Below are 20,033 nucleotides of genomic sequence, written 5' to 3' on the forward strand. Positions count from 1 at the left end.
CGCAATTCCTATCCTCTCAACGCCGCTTCGGGCGCCCGGCTGGCGATTTGTTGCCGCGCGGGCCGCTCTGAACCGGCGTGTTGCCCTGGTTTTCCTCCGACAGCTTGCGCCAGCGGGCAAGGCGCTCAGGGTCGAGCGTACCCGCCTTCAACGCAGCCTGCACCGCGCAGCCCGGTTCGTGGACATGGGTGCAGTCGCGGAACTTGCACAGCGGTGCGAGCTCGGTGATTTCGGCAAACAGCGTGTCGATGCCGGATGCGACGTCGCTGACATGCAGCGTGCGCATGCCCGGCGTGTCGATTACCCAGCCGCCACCGGCGATGGGGTGCAGCGACCGCGCCGTGGTGGTGTGGCGACCCTTGGCATCGTGCTCGCGAATGCCCGCAGTCTGTTGCGGCGATTGCTGCGCCGCTCCGGCCAGCGTGTTGACCAGCGTCGATTTGCCGACGCCGGAGGAGCCGACCAGCGCCACTGTCTGCCCTGCGCCACACCAGGGAGCAAGCGCCGCTGCGGCATCGGCGACGCGCGGGTTCAGCGTCACTACTGGCAAACCACGCTGAAGGGCGGCAGCCTGGCTTTGGTATCTCTCGACATCGTCAGCGGTGTCGGCCTTGGTCAGCAGGATCACCGGCGTCGTTCCGGCCTGGTTGGCCAGCGCCAGATAGCGCTCGAGCCGGGCGATGTTGAAATCGGCATTGCAGGACGTCACGATGAACAGCGTGTCGACATTGGCCGCGGCCAGCTGCGGGATCCTGCCTCCCTGTGTGCGGCGCTCCAGCACCGTCTTGCGGGTCAGGCGGCGGCGCAGCAGATGCGTATGCGGCTCGACCAGCACCCAGTCGCCGACGGCATAGTCGCCGGTGTTGGTATTGGCCGGCGGCGTCAGATCCACTGGCCCTGCCCGGGACAGGCCGGCCAGGCGGTCGCGGTGCACCGAGGCGATGCGCGTCGGCACGAGGTCTGCCTCATCGGCTTCAAGCTGGTCGCCGAAGAAATCCGTCCAGCCCAGGCTTGCGAGGGAGGCCGTCACGGCTTTGACCAGGGGGACGGCGTCACAGACATCGGAGAGTATCCTTTGGCAAAATGGGCGCGGACCCTCGGGGCGGTTGTTCAAGCCGTGTATGGGCGGCATGGCGGAATTTGGCAAGCCGAACCGCGCCGATGGCCGAGCCGTTTCGCGCACCACGTTGGAACGCATCGAGGCGGCGGGTCGCTGAACGTCACCAGACACGGAACCCTATCGTGGCACCTATCCGCATCACGCGCGTTGAGGTCATTCAATCATCGAGGAAAAATCTCATGCGCGTGCGCGTCGTCACTATCAATGTCTGGAACACGGAAGGGGAGCCGGAACGTCTGACCGCCATCAACCGGGAGCTGAGGCGGCTCGACCCGGATCTGGTCGCCTTTCAGGAGGTCGTCCAGACAGCCGATGTGAAATTCCTCGATACGCTGCCCGATGGTTTGGATTTGCATGCAACGCATCAAGCCTCTTCGTCGACCTCGAAGTTGGCAGGGACGGCTGAGGATGGCAGGTCGAGAAGCCTGCCAAAAGGGGGAGGGGGATGGCCGGTACCGCAGGGGGCGGGGGGTTGGGATGGGGTTGCCTGAAGCACCGGCCAAAGCGGGACAAGTCCCACGCCCACAAGCTAGCAGAGCTTGGATCGGTTCATATGGTGTGATCGCGGAACTGGCGCAAAAGCGCTTTCACATCCCCGCGCAGGCGTCGGCAACGAGCCCGCAACCGGGGGTTTCCGGTCGGTTGGTGGGTTGCGCAAGCGTCGGTTGAAGGCGCTGCGGGAGGCTGTCGTTTTTAGTGCGGTTCGAGTGCTATGCGCTCAGCGACAGGTGCTCAAGGCAGGGCAATCGCGTGGCGCCACCACATGCGATTGTCCTGCTTACGCCACCGGCAGCGTTCGCCCCGCAATCAGATCCGCAGCCTTCTCCGCAATCATGACCACGGCCGCGTTGGTGTTGGAGGACACGATGCTTGGCATGACCGAGCTGTCGCAGACACGCAGGCCTTGCAGACCGCGCACGCGCAACTCGGGATCGACGACGCTGTCGGCATCGCCGCCCATCCGGCAGGTGCCGACTGGGTGATAGGCGCTGCGGCCATGTTCTCGGGCGAAGGCTTCGAGTGCTGAGCGCCCCTGCATCGCCTTGCCGGGCAGATACTCGCGGCTGATGTATCTGGCGAAGGCTGGCTGCGACAGGATTTCGCGGCTGATCTCGATGCCGTCGATGGCGCGTTCGAGATCATAGCGCTCGGCGAACGGGTTGGGGTCGATGATGGGCGCATCGCGCAGGTCCGCGGACTTGAGCGTGACGCTGCCGCGCGAACGCGGGCGCACATGGTAGGAGTTCAGCGTGCAGCCATTGCCGCCGGGAACCGAGCCGATGCCTTCCTCAACGCCGGCGCCGGGCAGGAAATGGAACTGGATGTCCGGCGTCTTCTCCGCGCGGTCGCCCCACCAGAAGCCGCCGGACTCTACAATGTTGGAGGCCACCGGCCCCTTGCCGAACAGCGCATATTCAAGACCGGCGACCGCTTGCCAGCGCTTCTTCTTGTAACGGTCGATGCCGTGCGGTCCGTTGAGCTCGGCGACGACATCGACGTCCATGTGATCGTGCAGATTCTGGCCGACGTTTTTGGAATCGTGGACCACCTTGATGCCGTGCTGGCCGAGATGCACGGCCGGGCCGATGCCGGACAGCATCAGCAATTTCGGCGAGCCGATGGCGCCGGCGGCGACGATGACTTCGCGCTCGGCGCGGAGCAGTTCGGTGCGGCCATTGACGATGATCTCTACACCGATGGCGCGGCCGTTCTCGACCACGATGCGGCTGACCGAGGCGTCGGTGCGTAGCGTCAGATTCTTGCGGCCGAGCGCCGGCTTCAGATAGGCGACCGCCGTGCTCGAGCGTTTCCCCCGACGCGTCGTCGTCTGGTAGAAGCCGGCGCCCGCCTGCTCACCGGCGTTGAAGTCGGCCCGGAAAGGAAGGCCCGCCTGCTGCGCCGCCTTGACGAAGATGCGGGTCAGCGGATGCGGCGCGCCGCTGGAGACGCCGAGCGGGCCGTCAGTGCCGTGCTGCGCATCGGCAAAAGTGTCGTTGCCCTCGGAGCGGACGAAGTAGGGCAGCACGTCGGCATAGCTCCAGCCGGCACAGCCGGCGTCAGCCGCCCAGCCGTCATAATCCTGCGGGCAACCGCGGGTGAACACCTGGGCGTTGATCGAGGAGCCCCCGCCGAGCACGCGGGCCTGCGGATAGACCATGGTGCGGCCGTCGATTTCCTTGCCGGGCGCGGTGTCATAGCCCCAGATCAGCGGCCCCGACGTCATCTTGAAGAAGCCGACCGGCAGATGGATGTAGCGATCGGTGTCGGGCGGACCGGCCTCGAGCAGCACGACGGACACGTCCGGGTCCTCGCTCAGCCGGGCGGCCAGAATGCAGCCAGCCGAACCGCCGCCGACAATGATGTAATCCGTCATTTCCACTCCAGGCTCTCTTTTGGGAGCAAGATCTCCGGACAAAACGGTTTCCCGTTTGTCCGAGAAAACCGGTTCCCACTTTTCGGGATCAAGCTCCTGCCAGCGGTGAAATCACCGCCCCTTCCTCTTGCGCGCGACGATCTCAAGTCGCTTGTGCCACGTCAAGAGAAAGGGTATGGTTATCGTGTTGAAGGGTTGTCGTACAAGTGGAGGAGCTTGACGATCCTCACCAGGAGGTCCCGGCCGCGCTCCCTGCGCAAGATGCCGGGCGGAACAGAATTCAATCGGGAGGTTTCGAGGTATGAACGACACGAAGAATTTTGCGGTCAACCGGCGCACGCTGATGATGGGCGCCACCGCCGGCGTGGCGGCACTCGCCATGCCGAGCGTGCTGCGCGCGCAGGACAAGCCGACTCTGGTGACGTCGATCCGCTCGCTATCCAACCCCTATCACGCGGTGTGGAAGACCGGCGCCGAAGCGTATGCCAAATGGGCCGGGCTGGAACACGTCACGCTGGTTTCGGAAGGCAACAGCGAGAAGGGCATTGCCGACATCAAGGCGATGCTGGCCAAGACCGGCGGCAACATGGTGCTGAATTCCGATCCCAACGACACGCCCGATGCGCGCCCGATCGTCGAGGCCTGCGCCAAGGCCGGCGCCTATGTGGTGACGCAGTGGAACAAGCCTGGGGATCTGCACCCGAAGGATTTCAACCCGAACTATGTCTCGCATATCGAGTTCGACGGCATCGACAGCGGCAAGACCATCGCCGAGATCCTGTTCAAGACCATAGGCGGCAAGGGCGGCATCGTCGCACTCGGCGGCCTGATCTCGACCACGGCGGCGATCGAACGCAAGAAGGGCCTCGATGCGGCGCTTGCCGCCAACCCAGACATCAAGCTGCTCGATTTCCAGGTCGCTAACTGGAAGTCGACCGAAGCCTTCGACCTGATGGGCAATCTGCTCACCCGCTTCGGCGACGACATCAAGGGCATCTGGGCGGCCAATGACGATATGGGCTCCGGCGCACTGGAAGCGCTGCGTGCCGAAAATCTCGCCGGCAAGGTGCCGATCGTCGGCGTCGACGGCATCAAGACGGCGGTCGATGCGGTGCGCACCGGCGAGTTCGCCTGCACCGTCACTTCGGATCCGTTCTGGCAGGGCGGCATGGGTCTGGCCATCGGCTACAACGCCAAGATCGGCAAGTTCGACCCGACCAAGGAGCCCGCGGAGCACCGTGAGTTCTACGGCAAGGCGGTGCTGATCTCGCACGACAATGTCGAGGAATATTACAAGACCAATGTCGATGCGAAGCCCGAGATCGACTGGAACGATCTGTGGGGCCGGGTCACCGGAGCAATCCGCACCTGATCCATCGGAGTGGGCTGCAACTCCCTGGCGGCCCGCTTCCTCCCGCAGCCGTCGCGATCCCCTTGTCGCGACGGCTGTCACCAGCAGACGGGAAGCGGTTTCTTGACAATCCATACAGAACCCCTGAAGTCCGTTTCGGACATCGAGCGGACGACGCCTATGACATCGTTCCCCGGCCGTATCGCGACATTCCTGGGCGGCAGGCGCTGGCGCAGCCTGGCGCCGCTGGCGGTGCTGATTGTACTCTGCGTACTCATCGCCATTGCCAACCCCAATTTCATCGAGCTGCGCAATCTGGTGCGGCTTGCGAATTCCGCCGCCGTGCCGCTGACGCTGGCGATGGGGCTGACCTTCATCATCCTGATGGGCAGCATCGACCTTGCAGTCGAAGGCACGCTTTCGGTGGCGGCAATGGTGCTTGTGCTGCTCGCCGCCAATGACGGCAACGGCAACGACTATGGGTGGTGGGCGGTGCTCGCTGCCATCGCCGCCGGCACCGCCATGGGCTTCGTCAGCGGTCTCGTCCAGACCATGCTGCGCATCCCGTCCTTCATGGGCACGCTCGGCATGTGGTTCATCGGCCTCGGCCTGTCGGTCTATATGCTGGGCGGCACGGCCATCAAGCTGAACGACGCCTCGATCCGCGACCTGGCCTTGCACCGTTTCCTCGGCCTGCCGGTGGCGGTCTGGGTCGCGTTCGGCGCCTTCCTGCTCGCCACTGTCATCCAGTATCACACCAAGCTCGGCCGCCACATATTGGCGATCGGCGGTGATGAGGATGTCGCCAAGCTCTCCGGCGTCAATGTCGTGCGCGTGCGCATCACCGCTTTTGCGCTGGCAGGGTTCTTCTTCGGCATTGCCGGCGTGCTGGCCGCGGCACAGCTCGGCCAGTCGCACGCCGTCATCGGCGACGGCAGGCTGTTTGCAGCGGTCACCGCAGTGGTCGTCGGCGGCACCGCTTTGACCGGCGGCGAGGGCGGCGTCGTCAACACGCTGATCGGTGTGCTGATCGTCACCGTGCTTGCCAATGGCATGATCCTGCTCGGCATCTCGCCCTACATCCAGCAGACGGTGCAGGGTCTGATGATCATCGCCGCGGTGGCGCTGTCGCTCGACCGTGTCCGCCTGAAAATCGTCAAGTGAACGCCATGCTGCAGGCGTCCAACATCATCAAGAATTTCCCCGGCGTCCAGGCGCTGCGCGACGTCTCCATCGAGGTGCGGCCCAATGAAGTTGTCGGGCTGATCGGCGAGAACGGCGCCGGCAAGTCGACGCTGATGCGGGTGCTGGCCGGCGGCTACCGGCCGGATGGCGGCTCGCTCACGCTGGATGGCGAACAGCTGCGCATGCGCAACGCCCGTGATGCGGCCAGGCATGGCATCGGCATGGTGTTCCAGGAGCAGTCGCTGGTGCTGAACCTGACGGTTGCCGAAAACATCTATCTCGGCGAAGAGGACCGCTTCACCCGCTTCGGCCTCGTCAATTGGCGCGCCATGAACGCGGCGGCGCGGCGGCAACTGGCCAAGATCGGCATCGACATCGACGTCACCGCGCGCACCTCCGAACTCACCTTCGCCGCACGCCAGATGGTCGAGCTCGCCAAGGCGCTGACCTTGGAGGAAGTGGTCGAGCGGCAGTTGCTCATCCTGCTCGACGAGCCGACCTCGGTGCTCAACGCCGCTGACATCGAGGTGCTGTTCGCGCGGGTGCGCTCGCTTAAATCCCGCGCCAGTTTTGTGTTCGTCTCGCACCGCCTCGACGAGGTGCTCAACATCTCCGACCGTGTCTACACGATGAAGGACGGCGCGGTCGTCGCCGAGCACCGCGCAGCTGAAGTCACCGCGCCGGAGCTGCACGAGATCATGGTCGGGCGTGGCCTGCAGGCCGAATATTACCGCGAGGCCCGCCAGCTCGCGCCGCGCGATATCGTGATGGTCGAGGCCAAGGGGCTTGGCGCCAACGGTTACTATCACGGCGTCGATCTCTCGATCCGGGCCGGCGAGATTGTCGGCATTGCCGGCGTCGTCGGCTCCGGCCGCGAGGAGGTGACGCGCACCGTTGGCGGCTTCGTCCAGCATGATGCCGGCGAGATGAAAATCGCCGGCGATGCCGTGCGCTTCTCCTCGCCGGAGCCGGCTGTGCGCAAGGGCATCGGCTATGTCCCGCGCGAGCGCCGGCTCGAAGGGCTGGTGATGTTCCTGTCGATCGCGGAGAACATTTCGCTGGCCGATCTCTCCAGCGTCATGCGCCATGGCGCCATCGACTATGGCAAGGAGCGCCGGCTTGCCGCCGACTGGATCAAGCGGCTGCGCATCAAGGCGCCCGGTCCCGATGCCGCCTGCCGCAAGCTCAGCGGCGGCAACCAGCAGAAGGTGGTGCTGGCGCGCTGGATGACGGCGGGCTCGCGCATCCTGGTGCTCGACCATCCCACACGCGGCCTCGATGTCGGCGCCAAGGAGGAGGTCTACGAATTGGTGCGCGATCTCTCGGCGCAAGGCGTGGCGATCCTTTTGATTTCCGACACGCTGGAGGAAACGATCGGTCTGTCGCACCAGGTGCTGGTGATGCGCGACGGTGCAATCACCGCGCGCTTCGATGCCAGTCCGGGCAACAAGCCGAACCAGGTCGATCTTCTCAGGGCAATGGTGTGAACCGATGAATGAGGCGTTCTCCATCAGGCAGGTTTTCGAGGGCAAGTGGACGCAAGGCGCCATTCCGCTGATCCTGCTGGTCGGCCTGCTGCTGATCATCGAGATCGCCGCGCCCGGCTTCCTCACCGGCGAAACCGTGGCGCTTTTGTTTGCCAACACCGCCGTGCTGTTCATCCTGGCGACCGGCGTCACCTTCGCCATTCTGCTCGGCGGCATCGATTTGTCGATCCAGGCGGTGGCGTCACTAGCCAGCGTCATCCTGGCGCAATTGCTGCCGTCGCTCGGCCTCGCCGCCTTTCCGGTGGCGATCCTGTCGGGGCTCGCCTTCGGCGTGTTGAGCGGTGTCGTCCACGTCAAGCTGCGCGTGCCGTCCTTCGTCGCGACACTCGCCACAGGCGGCGTGGTCACCGGCCTGGCGCTCTGGGTCTCCAATGGCCGCGCCATCACCATCGAGGAGGCTGGTCGTGAAAACACCGCCTGGATCAACGCCACTGTCGCCGGCATTCCCGTGGTGGTGCTGATTTCGGCGGTCATCGGCATCGCCGCCTTTCTGGCGCTGCGCTACACGCGCTTCGGCCGGCAAGCGATCGCGGTCGGCGCCGGCGAACCGGCGGCGTGGGCGGCCGGCATCAATGTCGACCGCACCAAGATCATCGCCTTTGCCGCGTCGGGTATGCTCGCGGCCATCGCCGGCGTCGTGCTGGCAGCCAGGCTGTCGAGCGGTTCGCCAGTGCTGGCCAACCAGCTGCTGCTGCCGGCCATCGCCGCCGTAATCGTCGGCGGCACGGCGATCACCGGCGGGCTCGGCGGCGTTGCGCGCACGGCGGTCGGCGCGCTGATCATCTCGATCGTGCGCATCGGCATGACCTTTGTCGGCGTCAACATTTTCCTGGAAAACATGGTGTTCGGCGCGGTGCTGATCGCTGCCGTCGCCATCACCATCGACCGCAGCAAGATCGCGGTCATCAAGTGATCCCGCCTCCCAGGCAAGCGCGGACAGGACGGGACCGCATCGGCGCGAGGCCGATGCGGTCCGGCCCGATCGGATCACATCGTGTCGAGGCCGATCAGCTCGATCTTGTAGCCGTCGGGGTCTTCGACGAAAGCGATGTGGGTGGTGCCGTGCTGCATCGGGCCGGGCTTGCGCGGGATTTTGGCGCCGCGCTTTTCCAGTTCGGCGCAGACGGCGTAGATGTCGTTGACGCCGAGCGCCAGATGGCCGAAGCCGGTGCCGATCTCGTAGGGCTCCTCGCGGCCCCAGTTCAGCGTCAGCTCGACGACGGCTTCCTTGTCCTCGGGGCCATAGCCGACAAAGGCGTTGGTGAACTTGCCGCCGGGGTAGTCGTCGCGGCGCAGCAGGGTCATGCCGAGCACCTCGGTGTAAAAGGCGATCGACTTGTCGAGGTCGAGCACCCTGATCATGGTGTGCATATAGCGAAAGCCCGGGGCGTCGCTCATTGGGGGAGTCCTCCGAATTCTGTGATTTGCGGGTCTGACCATCCACATCGAGCGCTTGGCGGCAAGCCTTGCTTGATGTTCTCAATCAGGGTTGTATGATAACACGACAACACCGGTATTTGTCCAGCCGTTTTGCCTAGGGGCCCAGAGCCAATCCATGAATGCCGCGCCCTCCGCATCGCAGATCGCAGCCCTGGCCGGCGTGCTGCCGAATGGCGGGCTGCTGACCGATGAAGCGGATCTGGCGCGCTTCAGCCGCGATTGGTCGGGCGACCATTTCGGCCGGCCGCTGGCGGTGGCGCGGCCCTCCTCGGTGGATGAAATGTCGGCGCTGATGCGGTTCTGCCATGCCGAGCGCATCCCGGTGGTGCCGCAAGGCGGGTTGACCGGCCTTGTGGGTGCTGCGGTGGCGGCGGATGGCGGCGAGGTCGTCATCTCGCTGGAGCGGATGACCAGGATTCGCTCGATCAGCCCGATCGACTTTGCCATGGTGGTCGAGGCCGGCTGCATCCTCGAGGACGCCAAGCGCGCCGCCGAAGCGAGCGACTGCCTGCTGCCGATCACGTTCGGCGCGCAGGGCAGCTGCCGTATCGGCGGCAATGTCGCCACCAATGCCGGCGGCTTCAACGTGCTGCGCTACGGCATGACGCGCGACCTGGTGCTTGGCCTCGAAGTGGTGCTGGCCGACGGCCGCGTCTGGAACGGGCTGAAAGTGCTGCGCAAGGACAATCGCGGCTATGATCTGAAGCAGATCTTCATCGGCTCGGAGGGCACGCTCGGCATCGTCACCGCGGCGGCGCTGAAACTATTCCCCAAGCCGACGCAGATCGAAACCGCGCTGGTTGGCCTGCGCTCCGTCGAGGACGCGATGGCACTCTATGCAAGGGCGCGGCGCGATTGCAGCGATTTGCTCACCGCCTTCGAACTGATCCTGCGCGGCGGCATCGAGATCACCATGCGCGGCGGCCAGGATTTTCCCGATCCGCTCAGCCAGCCCTATCCCGTCTATGTGCTGATCGAGGTGTCGTCGGGAGGGCTGATCGACCTCTCCAATATGCTGCTGGGGTTTCTCGGCAGCGTCGAGGACATCGTCGAGGACGGCGTCATCGCTTCGACCAGGGCTCAAGGTGAGCGGTTGTGGCTCTACCGCGAGATCATGGTCGAGCGGCAGGGCAGGGGCGGGCGCTACCTGCGCACCGATGTGTCGGTGCCGATCTCCAGGCTTGCCGATTTCGTCACCGATGCGCTGGCCGCCTTGGAGAAAGCCCGGCCCGACGCGCTGGCCGTCACCTACGGCCATGTCGGCGACGGCAACATCCACCTCAACGTCGTGCCGCCGGAAGGCATGGGCACCGAGGCGATGGAACATCTGTTCGAGCAGGCGGAAGCCGAGATCTTCACCGTCGTCGATCGCTATGGCGGCTCGATCAGCGCCGAGCACGGCATCGGCCGGGTCAAGCAGAAGGCGTTCCTCGAACGCATCGATCCGGTGACGCTCGACCTCGCCGCCGGCATCAAGGACGCATTCGACCCGCGCCACATTCTCAGCAACGGCCGCATTCTGGCGTCCGCACCCGCCGTCGACTATAGGTGAGCGATGACGCTGAAACTCGACAAGGTCAATCGCGGCCCACACCTCTCCACTCTGGTGGCCAGTTCCATCTCGCGCGAGATCGCGCAAGGCCGGCTGAAGCCGGGTGACCAGCTGCCGACCGAGGCGGCGCTGGCAACCACTTTCGGGGTCAGCCGCAACGTGGTGCGCGAGGCGATCGCGCGGCTGCGCTCGGAAGGCCGAATCTGGTCGCAGCAGGGGCGCGGCGCCTTCGTCGTCGAAACCACCAACCCGACGGTGCTGACCATCGACCATGAGACGCTGCAGCGCGCCGACTCGTTTCGCAATCTGTTCGAACTGCGTGGCATCCTCGAAGTGCAGGCGGCGGCCCTTGCCGCAAAACGGCGCAGCGACGCCGATCTCAAAGCCATGGGCGATGCGCTATCCGGCATGCGCGCCGCACCCTATGGCAGCGTCGCCTGGCTGCGCAGCGACCTCGAATTCCACCGGACCGTCGCCGAGGCGACGCGCAATTCCTACATGGGCCAGTTCCTGGTCTTCGTTTCCGAGCGCGTCCGCGAAAGCATTCTCGCCGCCGGCAACCAGCAAAAGTCGGACGACATGGCCCGCATCACGCTCGGCGAACATGAGCGCATCCTGAGAGCGATCCGTGCCGGCGACGCCGAAGGGGCGCAAGCCGCGATGCGCGACCATCTGGCGGGCGCGGCGCTGCGGGTGGGGTTGCATGAGGGGGAAGCTGCGGAGATAGCGCCGGGGCCCGAGGCAGCGTCTCCGGTACGGCATTCGCGGTTGCGGAAGGCTGTGCGCGGGCAGGCTTAGGGATAGCCTTGCCTTATCCGCGCGCTGGGCCAATCGCCTATGGCGGCGCTGACCCCCACTCCGTCTCGGCTTCGCCGAGCCACCTTGCCGGGGCGAGCCACGGGTCTCGCCCGTCCTTCGGACCCCCCATTTCATGGGGGATGAGGAAATGCCAATCTCCGAGATCGCAGCCCTTCAAAAAGCTTGGGTTTCCTCTCCCCCACGAATGTGGGGGTAGAGGTGGCTCGGCGAAGCCGAGACGGAGTGGGGAGCGCCATATCAGATTTCACACGGTCGTCGGCTCAACCAGCTCAGGGCCGGAGATAGGCCGCCACCCCACCGCGCTATTTCAACGGCAGAAACAGCTCAAGCACCACTTCGCGCACCGGTCCGTTCGACGAAAAGTGTCGCTGGCAATACACCGGAAAGTCGCGCGCCTCCTCGCCGCTGGCCGGAAGCCATTCGCGATAGAGGTAAAGTGCTGCCGGCTCAAGATTGTTGGTGTTGCCGGGGTAGCGCAGCACCGCGCAGCGTCCGCCGGGGATCACGCCGGCCTTCATCTGCGCGGCCTCGATCGGCCCGCCTTCTACCGGCAGGTCGGTTCCGGCACAATATCCATGCTGTAATCGGCCGGGTTCGCCGGCTCCCTTTCGGAACGGAAGATGTTGAAGGTCGGGCTTGTCTCGGGCGAGAGGCCGGCCGCCTTGCGCCAGGCGATGAAGCGCTGGATGGTGTCCTGGAGCGTCGCCCGGTCGCCGCGATGCTCCATGATCGCCACCGGCGTCGGCGGCACATCGCGGATCATCACGTCGGCGGGTTCGAAGATTATCTGCATGAGCGTGGTCCTTGCTTTTTCGAGCGGCCCGAAGGCCATGAGCCACGACCCCCAGTCGGGAGAGTTCCGGAACGACGAAGGCGATTGTCCGAACCGTTGCCTGAAGGCGCGGGCGAAGGCATCCGGCGCGTCGTAACCGGCATCCATCGCTATCTCGGTGACGCTTTGGGCGTCGCTCTCGGCAAGCCGGTACGAAGCGCGCTTCAGGCGGGCGAGCTGGACATAGCGATGCACGGACAAGCCGAAGGTTGACGTGAACTGCCGGTGGAAATGGTATTTCGAGAACGCCGCGACGCCGCTCAACGCTTCCAGGCCCAGATCGCCGTCCAGATGCTGGTCGATGTGGTCCAGCACCCGCTGCATCCGGGCATGGTAGTTTTCAAGTGGCGTCATCAAACGTCTCGTCCTGCGTGGCGACACCAGATAGGCGCTCCCGGATATGTCGCGCTCGACCGATCTTGCGGTTTGACACGGATGGACGCGTGCCGCATCTCCGGCGCGCATTAACGACTGCGGATGGCTGCGGGCAGGTCGCAAGATAGGCAGTGGCTCAGTCTGTCCGGTCGGCGGACTGTTCCAACACGACATCGAGAGTGATCATCGCAGGGCTAAGGTCGCTGGCGGCAGTGTGAATGACCTGCCGTACCCGTCGGATTGGTGAAGCTAAGCAGAAGGCGACGCGTCTTTTGCTTTTACGTCAGAAACGAAGGGAAACTCCGCGCCGTTGAATGCCCACCAGTAGCGATTAATAATCTGCCACCAAGTCAAGTAAATGCGCTTTGACTTGTCGCTGCCTAGGCTTTCGGCAGCAGCATTGTAGGCTATGGCGTCCATTGCGCGCATCGGAGGCGGCTCCTCTGCGTAGAGGCGTTTAAGGGTCGCCTCCCAATCTCTGACCGTTGAGGGGCTAGGCTTGTCGGCCTCAGCGATTTCCGCCGTTAGTTCGTAGAAACGGCGTTGCAAAAATTCATGTGTGCGCGCCTTACCTCCAAAGTCGAACACCAACTGCAATAGTCCCGCCATGGTTGCCACAAAAGCCAGAACCGCCGGGGGAGCGAAGGTCTTCTCAAAATCGGCTACGGCCGCTGCGCCCGCTGCGACAATTATCAAGCTCATGAGCCGGTTGAGCAGGTCGTAGTAGTTGCGCCGCGCGGTGTGGTAGATCGCGTTTCTGAGCGCATCAAAATTGATTTTAGACGGTTCGCGCATCGCATTTGCCATCAGTTTGGGGGCGGTTTAACTCCCGGCCCCGCCATCCTAATATAGATCTTATTCCCGACCGGAGCAAATATGAGAGGTTTGATACTCTCGTATCCAAGTTTTTCAGTTATCGCTCCAAGCGCATCAACGAAGCCAGACTTATACGCGTCGAAATTGTCAGATTTTAGAACGGCGCGAAAATCAGAAGCGTCATTTTGTGACACCTCGATGTATGAAATCTGTCCGGCCTTGGCATTGGCGATCAATGCACCTGGCTGCCCATCAAGCATCACTTGATATTCCCCAGGCGGCACGCGGTATTGCCTTACGAGGGGAAAACCGGGCAGGTTCCATTCAAAATTGTCGAGAGAATTGCCCTTCGCATCGGTGGCGGAAATGGACAGTTCTTTGGACGGATTTTGGACATAGACTGCTATCCCACTCTGATCGGGAGGCATCTCAATCCACTTCTGTACATCGCCAGCAAATGCTGGAAGCGCGGCCGATGTTGTTGCAAGAAAAATCAGTGCTGCCCGCAACATCGGGTTCCCCAAATTCGATGAAGTGAGCACGGATAATGACATAACTATGGATTGATTGCTATCTGCGCTTTCTGGACTTGCCCAGGCCTGCGGATTCGTCTTTGTGTCTCTACTGTAGCCATGCAGCTGCGGCGTTTTGAGCATTCGCTTCAGCGTGTCTTTAGCTGCATATATCCGTTTTTCACTAGGTTCTAGAATGGCCTACGACGAATTTGAGATTGACAGAATTAAGCACGCTCTTGGCGACATGTGCATTGCATGGGCACATCTTGAGGAAGGGTGCTTCATGGTCCTCTTTTACACCATGCGGGATATCGAATACACGGCCTATGAACTTATCCGAAACGAGCTCGACCTTCGCGGTGCTTTGCAGGTCTGCAAGGGACATGCGGTCGCTAACCGCTGGGAGCGCCACAGCGACCATATCCCTATCCTGGTTGACTTGATCGATGGTGAAATTCGAGCAGCCCGCAACCGATTTATCCACGACCCAATCACTAGTGGGGTAACATCGTACATTCGCCAATCATACGTGACGCGCTACCGAAAGAGCCCACACAAACTCGACGTGCATATCGGCACCCATACCGAGGTGAGCTCTGAAGAGATTTATACATTCACGCGCGCCGTGCGGGCACTAGAGCGCTACGCTGGGTCAATCGTCCAATATCTCGATTGGTTGGATGGTGAGCGTCAATTCGATTGGGAGTTTCCGTCGATGGAACTCGCTCAGCTAGGCGCGCACTTTGCCATCACCGAGTACACCCAGATCGCCAAATCGCGGGGTTCAGTTCGATAATCCTCTGGCACCCATGGCGCTCAAATATATGATCGCGCTGCCCTATCGCTCCAGTCCCATCACTCCCCCGCCGTCTCCACCAGCGACACCCCATTCAACCCCGCGACAATATCCGACAATGCCGGCACGAACTTCTCGCCGTGGCCGGTGGCAACCGCCGTGGCAAACCCATTCCGCACGGCAGCGCCGATCGGGTTGGCCACACCTGCGGCCTGGGCGAACGACGCGAGGTAGGTCATGTCTTTCAGCGCGTTGGCGATGGCGAAGCGCTGGGCGTTTTCGTTGCGGTTGAGGACGAAGTCGAAGAAGGCCTGGTAGAAGCCGCAATCCATGCGGCTGCCGGAGATGACGCTGTTGAAGACCTGCGGCGTCAGGCCGCCCTTGGCGCCCAGCGTCAGCGCTTCGGAATAGATCGCGGAATAGCCCATCGAGACGAAATTGTTGAGCAGCTTCATGGTGTGGCCGCTGCCGGTCGGGCCGGTGTGGACGACACGGGCGGCAAAGGCTTCGAGCACCGGCCGGGCGCGGGCAACGACTTCCGCCGGACCGCCGACCATGACGTCGAGCTTGCCTTCAGTGGCTTCCTTGGGCGTGCGCGCCAGCGGCGCGTCGATCAGCGTTATGCCTTGCTGGGCGAGATCGGTGGCAAGCGCTGTCGTCGATGACGGGTTGGAGGTCGAGCAGTCGATGATGAGCAGAGGCGTCGCGGCCGCTGCCAGCCCGTCCGGTCCCTTGACCAGCGCTTCGACCTCGCGCGTGCCGGTGACGCACAGGATGACGATGTCGCAGGCGGCGGCAAGCGCACGCGGGCTTGCCGCTTCGGTGGCGCCGGCCGCGATCAGCCGGTCTGCGGCGGTGCGGCTGCGGTGGACATGCACCGTCAGCGGCCAGCCTTTGCGCAGCAGATTGTCGGCCATGCCGGCGCCCATGCTGCCCAGGCCGATGAAGCCGATGCGTTCTTTCATGCAATCCTCCTTGGACCCGCGTCGGCGGGCTCACCTTTCGTCACCTTGCGGCGAACACCTGTCGATGCAATCCTTCGAACAAGAATCGAACCGGAGTCGCGCCGATGGCGGAGCCCATGACTTTCGATGCCATACCGCAGGCGCCCAACCTGCGGACGGGTCTGGTCAACACGCTGATTGCGCAGATCGAATCCGGTGACCTTGCGCCGGGCCAGCGGCTGCCGACCGAGCAGGAGATTGTCGCTGCCACCGGTGTCAGCCGCACCGTGGTGCGCGAGGCGCTGGCGGCACTGCGCGCGCGCGGGCTGATTACCACGCGCCAGGGGCTCGGCGCCTTCGTCGCCAAGGATCCGCCGCCGAAGACGTTTTCCGTGCTGCCCGACGATCTCGAATCGATCGACGAGGTGCTGCGCGTGCTCGAACTGCGCATGGGCATCGAGGTCGAAGCGACCGGCCTTGCCGCTGAGCGGCGCAGCGAGGCGGCGCTTCAACAGATGAGCGCGCGGCTCGACGCGCTGGAGGCGGCGGTGCGTGCCGGCGGCTCCGGCTCGGAAGAGGATTTTGGCTTCCACCGCGCCATTCTCGCCGCGACGCAGAACCCGAATTTCACCCGGCTGTTCGACACGTTCGGCAGCGCCATGGTCCCGCGCCATTGGACGCGGCTCGACCGGATGACGGAGGCCGAGCGGGAAAAATATCTCGACCGCATGCAGCGCGAGCACCGCGCCATTCTCGGGGCCATCGAAGCCAGGGACGTCAACGCCGCGCGCCGCGCCATGCGCAGCCATCTGACCAAAAGCTATGCCCGCTTCGAGGATCTGCGCGACAAGGCTGTTCTCGATTAGGGAGCCAACCACGGTTGACGGACTGCTCATCCGGCGACCCCGCCGAGATAAAGTTGGCGCATCAGCGACATGTTCCTCCCGGCTCCCACTGTTGCAGTCTTACCCCGTTGTCATACAACCCTGTAATCTGGTAAATCCCAGGAAGAGGGATGTCAATCGCGTTGCCATGCGGTATGAGGCTCCCCGAAAAAACGGAATCGTGCAGCCGGCATTGCCGACGAAGCCGCAGTCAGGAACAGCGAGATGCAGTCACGGAAATTTGGTCGTACCGGCAGATCAGTCAGCGAGATCGGCTTCGGCGCCTGGGCGATCGGCGCCGCCTGGGGCGAGGTCAATGACGACGATGCGGTCGCCGCCCTGCATGCCGCGCTCGATGCCGGCGTCAGCTTCCTCGACACCGCCGACGTCTATGGCGACGGCCGTTCGGAAAAGCTGATCGCACGGGTGATGAAGGAACGCGGTGGCGCGCGCCCGTTCATCGCCACCAAGGCCGGACGGCGGCTGCCGAAGCAGACGGTCGAGGGCTACAGCGTCGAGAACCTCACCGGCTGGATCGACCGCAGCCTGAAATACCTCGAGACCGACACGCTCGACCTGGTGCAGCTGCATTGCCCGCCGACCGATCTCTACTATCATCCGGAGGTGTTCGAGCGTCTCGACAAGCTCACCGAGCAGGGCAAGATCCGCAATTACGGCGTCAGCGTCGAGCGTGTCGAAGAGGCGCTGAAGGCGATGCAATATCCCGGCGTCGTCAGCGTGCAGATCATCTTCAACGCCTTTCGCCAGCGCCCGGCCGAGCTGTTCTTCGCTGAGGCGAAAAAGAACGATGTCGCCGTCATCGCCCGCGTGCCGCTGGCCAGCGGCCTGTTGTCCGGCAAGTTCAGGACGGACACCAAGTTCGAGACCACCGACCATCGCCTGTTCAACAGGAATGGCGAAGCCTTCGATGTCGGCGAGACATTTTCGGGCGTGCCCTATGACGTCGGGCTGGCGGCGGTCGAGAAGGTGCGGCCGCTGGTGTCAGGCGACACCACCATGGCGAAATTCGCGCTGCGCTGGATCCTGATGTTCGACGCGGTGACGGTCGTCATCCCCGGCGCCCGCAATCCGGCGCAGGCGGTTTCCAATGCGGAAGCGGCGGAGCTTGCGCCGTTGTCCTCCGAGTTGATGGCCAAGGTGAAGGCGGTTTACGACGAGAACATCAAGCCCTACGTGCATCAGCGCTGGTGAGCCAGCGCCTGCCGGCCTCGACCGGCTAACTGACAAGAGGTCAGCCGGGCCAAATTGCGCTGGTCCGTCACAAGCCGTGCAGCGGATCCCATGATCCACCGGGTCATTTAATCGGCCGCGCCGCTTGTTATTGTGCAGTGCAGCAACGATATTCCTGCGTGTGCGTTGTGTGCACGAGTCTGCCCATTCCGGCGCGCAAGGATACCGATTTGCGAGACATATCCGATACCATCGCCCGGCTGAGCGCGATGCGCGGCCGGCCAGCCGGTGCAGGGCTGAGCAAGGAAGATCACCTGTCCGAGATGACAGGGTTCGGGTCCAATCCGGGCGCCTTGCGTGCGCGGCTTTATCTTCCTGAAAACCTGCCGAAGCAGGCGGCGCTGGTCGTGGTGCTGCATGGCTGTACCCAGACTGCCGCCGGCTGCGACCATGGTTCCGGCTGGACCGAACTCGCCGACGAGCAGGGTTTTGCCGTGCTTTTCCCCGAGCAGCAGCGCGCCAACAACGCCAATCTTTGCTTCAACTGGTTCGTGCCGGGCGATATAAGCCGCGACAGCGGCGAGGCGCTGTCCATCCGCCAGATGATCGAGGCGGCGGTGGTCACCCACGGTCTCGACCGCAAGCGGATCTTCGTCACCGGTCTTTCCGCCGGCGGCGCCATGGCGGCGGTGATGCTGGCGACCTACCCGGACGTGTTTGCCGGCGGCGCGATCATTGCCGGGCTTGCCTATGGCAGCGCCTCGACCATCCCCGAAGCCTTCGACCGCATGCGTGGCCATGGCGGCCCGTCCAGAAGCGACCTGCAGCGTCTGTTGCGGGAGGCTTCGCCGCACAAGGGGCCGTGGCCGAGGATTTCGGTCTGGCAGGGCTCGGCCGATACGACCGTGGTGCCTTCCAATGCCGACGCGGTGCTGGCGCAATGGCAGGGCGTGCACGGCCTCGCTCAAGCGCCGACACGCACGGAAAAGGTCGACGGTCAGAGCCGAAAAGTCTGGTCCGATGGCAAAGGCCGCGACGTGGTCGAGACATACAGCATTGCCGGCATGGGCCATGGCACGCCATTGCAGGCGAGCGGCGACAATGCTCTCGGCAAAGCAGGGCCGTTCATGCTGGATGTCGGGATTTCCTCGACGCGCCACATCGCCCGTTTCTGGGGGTTGACGAAGCCAGAGGTACAACGCACGGCGAAAGCCAAGGCCGCTTCAGGCACTGCATTGCAGCCTTTCTCGCCAAAGGAAAAACCGCGAGCCGTCCGTGTCGATCCGCCCCCGGAGCCTGTCAATCCGCCAAGCGGTCCGGCGGGCGGGATTACCAAGGTCATCGAGGACGCGCTGCGGGCAGCGGGATTGATGCGCTGAGGCTGAGGCTCGCCCCGCACAAAGGACAAGGGCAAGCGCCAGCATCATTATCGCAGCAGGCCTTCGTCCTCGAACGCATCCCAGCCCTTCAGTCCGGGCGGCGGGCCATCCGTGTCCCGGGCGTTCCTCGCAGTGCGAGCCTGCCCGGTGCCCTTTCCCGCGCGCGTCAGCGCGGCCTTGCCCGCGCCGCGCCGCCTGTTCTCGGCGACCTCCTGGACATCCTGCTCTCTCCACACGGTTGCCAGATCGCGGTCCAGGACGTCTTCGATGTGGCGCGGGTCGAAAACGTGGAAGGTGACAGACTTTGATCGCCCACGCATCTTGACGGTGCGTGTGCCGGTGCTTTGCAGCCGACCGTCCTTGAGCCATTTGTGGCGCTCGCGCGAAGAGATCGTAAGGATATCCTCGACCTCGCGCGGAAGCACAGGCAGCGCCTCCACTCCCTCCAGTGTTTTGGAGATACTGGCAGAGGCGGCCTTGAACGCTTCCGCTTCGGATCTCGACATTCGCAATGCGATGCGCCCCGTCTCGGCCTTGACGTGCTTCCTGACTGCCCATGGCAGGCGGGCTCTGACTTCACGTTCGATCCCCTTGGAGCGCACGGCGGACCCGAGTGTCGCTGACGGCGACAACGGCCATTCGGCAATCAGTTGCGGGGACGGGCTCATGCTTTCCTGGGGCTGGTTCCGTTGGTTCGATGCTAACACGGCAAGAGCCGGTCAAGCCAAGGCAACAGCGAAAAGGGGCAGGTCCGAATAGACCCGCCCCTTATGGCCGAAATTGAATGTCGCTCGCAGCGCGCCGACAGCACCCTTGGCCCCCCCCCCCGGGGGGGGGGGGGGGGGGGGGTGAAAATGGGGGGGGGGTTGGGGGGGTTTTGGGGGGGGGCGGGGGGTTGGGGGTTGGGGGGGGG

General features: G+C 63.9%; 18 protein-coding genes and 1 pseudogene. 11 read left to right on the forward strand and 8 right to left on the reverse strand.

Annotated features, from left to right (window positions below; genetic code table 11):
- Positions 1-16: 16 nt before the first annotated feature.
- Positions 17-1,030: a ribosome small subunit-dependent GTPase A gene (gene rsgA, locus NKJ77_RS02185; protein ID WP_352534116.1), complete on the reverse strand. Its 1,014-nt coding sequence runs from the start codon at positions 1,028-1,030 to the stop codon at positions 17-19.
- Between the two features lie 269 nt (positions 1,031-1,299).
- Between rsgA and NKJ77_RS02190 the strand changes: the two genes are divergently transcribed.
- Entirely contained in the window at positions 1,300-1,611 is a 312-nt protein-coding gene (locus NKJ77_RS02190; RefSeq protein ID WP_352534118.1) for an endonuclease/exonuclease/phosphatase family protein, read from the forward strand.
- A gap of 287 nt (positions 1,612-1,898) precedes the next feature.
- Here the strand turns inward: NKJ77_RS02190 and NKJ77_RS02195 are convergent, their stop codons facing one another.
- Positions 1,899-3,494, reverse strand: a complete 1,596-nt coding sequence (locus NKJ77_RS02195; RefSeq protein ID WP_352534120.1) for a GMC family oxidoreductase — start codon at positions 3,492-3,494, stop codon at positions 1,899-1,901.
- Positions 3,495-3,795: 301 nt separating this feature from the next.
- Here NKJ77_RS02195 and NKJ77_RS02200 point away from each other — a divergent pair, with 301 nt between their 5' ends.
- From NKJ77_RS02200 to NKJ77_RS02215, 4 genes are all read left to right on the forward strand, one after another.
- Positions 3,796-4,866, forward strand: coding sequence for a sugar ABC transporter substrate-binding protein (locus NKJ77_RS02200; protein WP_023671074.1), 1,071 nt, complete (start codon positions 3,796-3,798; stop codon positions 4,864-4,866).
- A 102-nt stretch (positions 4,867-4,968) separates the two neighbouring features.
- Positions 4,969-6,009 (forward strand): ABC transporter permease, encoded by a 1,041-nt coding sequence (locus NKJ77_RS02205; RefSeq protein WP_352534123.1) that lies wholly within the window; start codon positions 4,969-4,971, stop codon positions 6,007-6,009.
- Positions 6,010-6,014: 5 nt separating this feature from the next.
- Positions 6,015-7,517: a sugar ABC transporter ATP-binding protein gene (locus NKJ77_RS02210; RefSeq protein WP_023671076.1), complete on the forward strand. Its 1,503-nt coding sequence runs from the start codon at positions 6,015-6,017 to the stop codon at positions 7,515-7,517.
- Positions 7,518-7,521: 4 nt separating this feature from the next.
- Positions 7,522-8,490, forward strand: coding sequence for an ABC transporter permease (locus tag NKJ77_RS02215; protein ID WP_023700940.1), 969 nt, complete (start codon positions 7,522-7,524; stop codon positions 8,488-8,490).
- A gap of 74 nt (positions 8,491-8,564) precedes the next feature.
- Here NKJ77_RS02215 and gloA read toward each other — a convergent pair whose 3' ends face one another.
- Positions 8,565-8,975 carry a lactoylglutathione lyase gene (gene gloA / locus NKJ77_RS02220; RefSeq protein WP_019856614.1) on the reverse strand — a complete coding sequence of 137 codons (411 nt, stop codon included), beginning with the start codon at positions 8,973-8,975 and terminating at the stop codon, positions 8,565-8,567.
- 157 nt (positions 8,976-9,132) lie between these two features.
- Here gloA and NKJ77_RS02225 point away from each other — a divergent pair, with 157 nt between their 5' ends.
- Both NKJ77_RS02225 and NKJ77_RS02230 read left to right on the forward strand, forming a co-directional pair.
- Entirely contained in the window at positions 9,133-10,569 is a 1,437-nt protein-coding gene (locus NKJ77_RS02225; RefSeq protein WP_352534125.1) for an FAD-binding oxidoreductase, read from the forward strand.
- 3 nt (positions 10,570-10,572) lie between these two features.
- Entirely contained in the window at positions 10,573-11,367 is a 795-nt protein-coding gene (locus NKJ77_RS02230; protein WP_023691897.1) for a FadR/GntR family transcriptional regulator, read from the forward strand.
- Between the two features lie 323 nt (positions 11,368-11,690).
- On the opposite strand, the pseudogene NKJ77_RS02235 reads toward NKJ77_RS02230, so the two are convergent.
- From NKJ77_RS02235 to NKJ77_RS02245, 3 genes and pseudogenes are all read right to left on the reverse strand, one after another.
- Positions 11,691-12,574 (reverse strand): annotated as a pseudogene (locus NKJ77_RS02235) (AraC family transcriptional regulator).
- Positions 12,575-12,844: 270 nt separating this feature from the next.
- On the reverse strand, positions 12,845-13,390 hold the full coding sequence (locus NKJ77_RS02240) for a hypothetical protein (RefSeq protein ID WP_023728487.1): 546 nt from the start codon (positions 13,388-13,390) through the stop codon (positions 12,845-12,847).
- An 11-nt stretch (positions 13,391-13,401) separates the two neighbouring features.
- Positions 13,402-14,067, reverse strand: a complete 666-nt coding sequence (locus NKJ77_RS02245; RefSeq protein ID WP_155927100.1) for a hypothetical protein — start codon at positions 14,065-14,067, stop codon at positions 13,402-13,404.
- 52 nt (positions 14,068-14,119) lie between these two features.
- On the opposite strand from NKJ77_RS02245, the gene NKJ77_RS02250 reads away from it, so the two are divergent.
- Positions 14,120-14,722 carry a hypothetical protein gene (locus NKJ77_RS02250; RefSeq protein WP_023691893.1) on the forward strand — a complete coding sequence of 201 codons (603 nt, stop codon included), beginning with the start codon at positions 14,120-14,122 and terminating at the stop codon, positions 14,720-14,722.
- A 59-nt stretch (positions 14,723-14,781) separates the two neighbouring features.
- On the opposite strand, the gene NKJ77_RS02255 is transcribed toward NKJ77_RS02250, so the two are convergent.
- A complete protein-coding gene (locus tag NKJ77_RS02255) occupies positions 14,782-15,687 on the reverse strand; it encodes an NAD(P)-dependent oxidoreductase (protein WP_352534127.1) in 906 nt (301 codons plus the stop codon).
- A gap of 104 nt (positions 15,688-15,791) precedes the next feature.
- On the opposite strand from NKJ77_RS02255, the gene NKJ77_RS02260 reads away from it, so the two are divergent.
- The 3 genes from NKJ77_RS02260 (at position 15,792) to NKJ77_RS02270 (ending at position 19,120) form a co-directional block, all read left to right on the forward strand.
- Positions 15,792-16,532 carry a FadR/GntR family transcriptional regulator gene (locus NKJ77_RS02260; RefSeq protein WP_023831724.1) on the forward strand — a complete coding sequence of 247 codons (741 nt, stop codon included), beginning with the start codon at positions 15,792-15,794 and terminating at the stop codon, positions 16,530-16,532.
- Positions 16,533-16,775: 243 nt separating this feature from the next.
- Positions 16,776-17,762, forward strand: coding sequence for an aldo/keto reductase (locus NKJ77_RS02265; RefSeq protein WP_023831725.1), 987 nt, complete (start codon positions 16,776-16,778; stop codon positions 17,760-17,762).
- A gap of 209 nt (positions 17,763-17,971) precedes the next feature.
- Entirely contained in the window at positions 17,972-19,120 is a 1,149-nt protein-coding gene (locus NKJ77_RS02270) for an extracellular catalytic domain type 1 short-chain-length polyhydroxyalkanoate depolymerase (protein WP_352534130.1), read from the forward strand.
- Positions 19,121-19,167: 47 nt separating this feature from the next.
- Here NKJ77_RS02270 and NKJ77_RS02275 read toward each other — a convergent pair whose 3' ends face one another.
- Complete coding sequence (locus NKJ77_RS02275; RefSeq protein WP_031195548.1) at positions 19,168-19,788, reverse strand: hypothetical protein; 621 nt, start codon at positions 19,786-19,788, stop codon at positions 19,168-19,170.
- Positions 19,789-20,033 lie beyond the last annotated feature (245 nt).

Origin of the sequence: Mesorhizobium sp. M0052, from assembly GCF_040323255.1 — a bacterium.
In the GTDB taxonomy this organism is placed as follows: domain Bacteria; phylum Pseudomonadota; class Alphaproteobacteria; order Rhizobiales; family Rhizobiaceae; genus Mesorhizobium.

Excerpts from the sequence above, each read along its gene's own strand:
- NKJ77_RS02190 (WP_352534118.1), top strand. The coding sequence starts at position 1,300 with ATGCGCGTGCGCGTCGTCACTATCAATGTCTGGAACACGGAAGGGGAG.
- NKJ77_RS02195 (WP_352534120.1), bottom strand. The coding sequence starts at position 3,494 with ATGACGGATTACATCATTGTCGGCGGCGGTTCGGCTGGCTGCATTCTG.
- NKJ77_RS02200 (WP_023671074.1), top strand. The coding sequence starts at position 3,796 with ATGAACGACACGAAGAATTTTGCGGTCAACCGGCGCACGCTGATGATG.
- NKJ77_RS02210 (WP_023671076.1), top strand. The coding sequence starts at position 6,015 with ATGCTGCAGGCGTCCAACATCATCAAGAATTTCCCCGGCGTCCAGGCG.
- NKJ77_RS02215 (WP_023700940.1), top strand. The coding sequence starts at position 7,522 with ATGAATGAGGCGTTCTCCATCAGGCAGGTTTTCGAGGGCAAGTGGACG.
- gloA (WP_019856614.1), bottom strand. The coding sequence starts at position 8,975 with ATGAGCGACGCCCCGGGCTTTCGCTATATGCACACCATGATCAGGGTG.
- NKJ77_RS02225 (WP_352534125.1), top strand. The coding sequence starts at position 9,133 with ATGAATGCCGCGCCCTCCGCATCGCAGATCGCAGCCCTGGCCGGCGTG.
- NKJ77_RS02230 (WP_023691897.1), top strand. The coding sequence starts at position 10,573 with ATGACGCTGAAACTCGACAAGGTCAATCGCGGCCCACACCTCTCCACT.
- NKJ77_RS02240 (WP_023728487.1), bottom strand. The coding sequence starts at position 13,390 with ATGCGCGAACCGTCTAAAATCAATTTTGATGCGCTCAGAAACGCGATC.
- NKJ77_RS02245 (WP_155927100.1), bottom strand. The coding sequence starts at position 14,067 with ATGCTCAAAACGCCGCAGCTGCATGGCTACAGTAGAGACACAAAGACG.
- NKJ77_RS02250 (WP_023691893.1), top strand. The coding sequence starts at position 14,120 with ATGGCCTACGACGAATTTGAGATTGACAGAATTAAGCACGCTCTTGGC.
- NKJ77_RS02255 (WP_352534127.1), bottom strand. The coding sequence starts at position 15,687 with ATGAAAGAACGCATCGGCTTCATCGGCCTGGGCAGCATGGGCGCCGGC.
- NKJ77_RS02260 (WP_023831724.1), top strand. The coding sequence starts at position 15,792 with ATGGCGGAGCCCATGACTTTCGATGCCATACCGCAGGCGCCCAACCTG.
- NKJ77_RS02265 (WP_023831725.1), top strand. The coding sequence starts at position 16,776 with ATGCAGTCACGGAAATTTGGTCGTACCGGCAGATCAGTCAGCGAGATC.
- NKJ77_RS02275 (WP_031195548.1), bottom strand. The coding sequence starts at position 19,788 with ATGAGCCCGTCCCCGCAACTGATTGCCGAATGGCCGTTGTCGCCGTCA.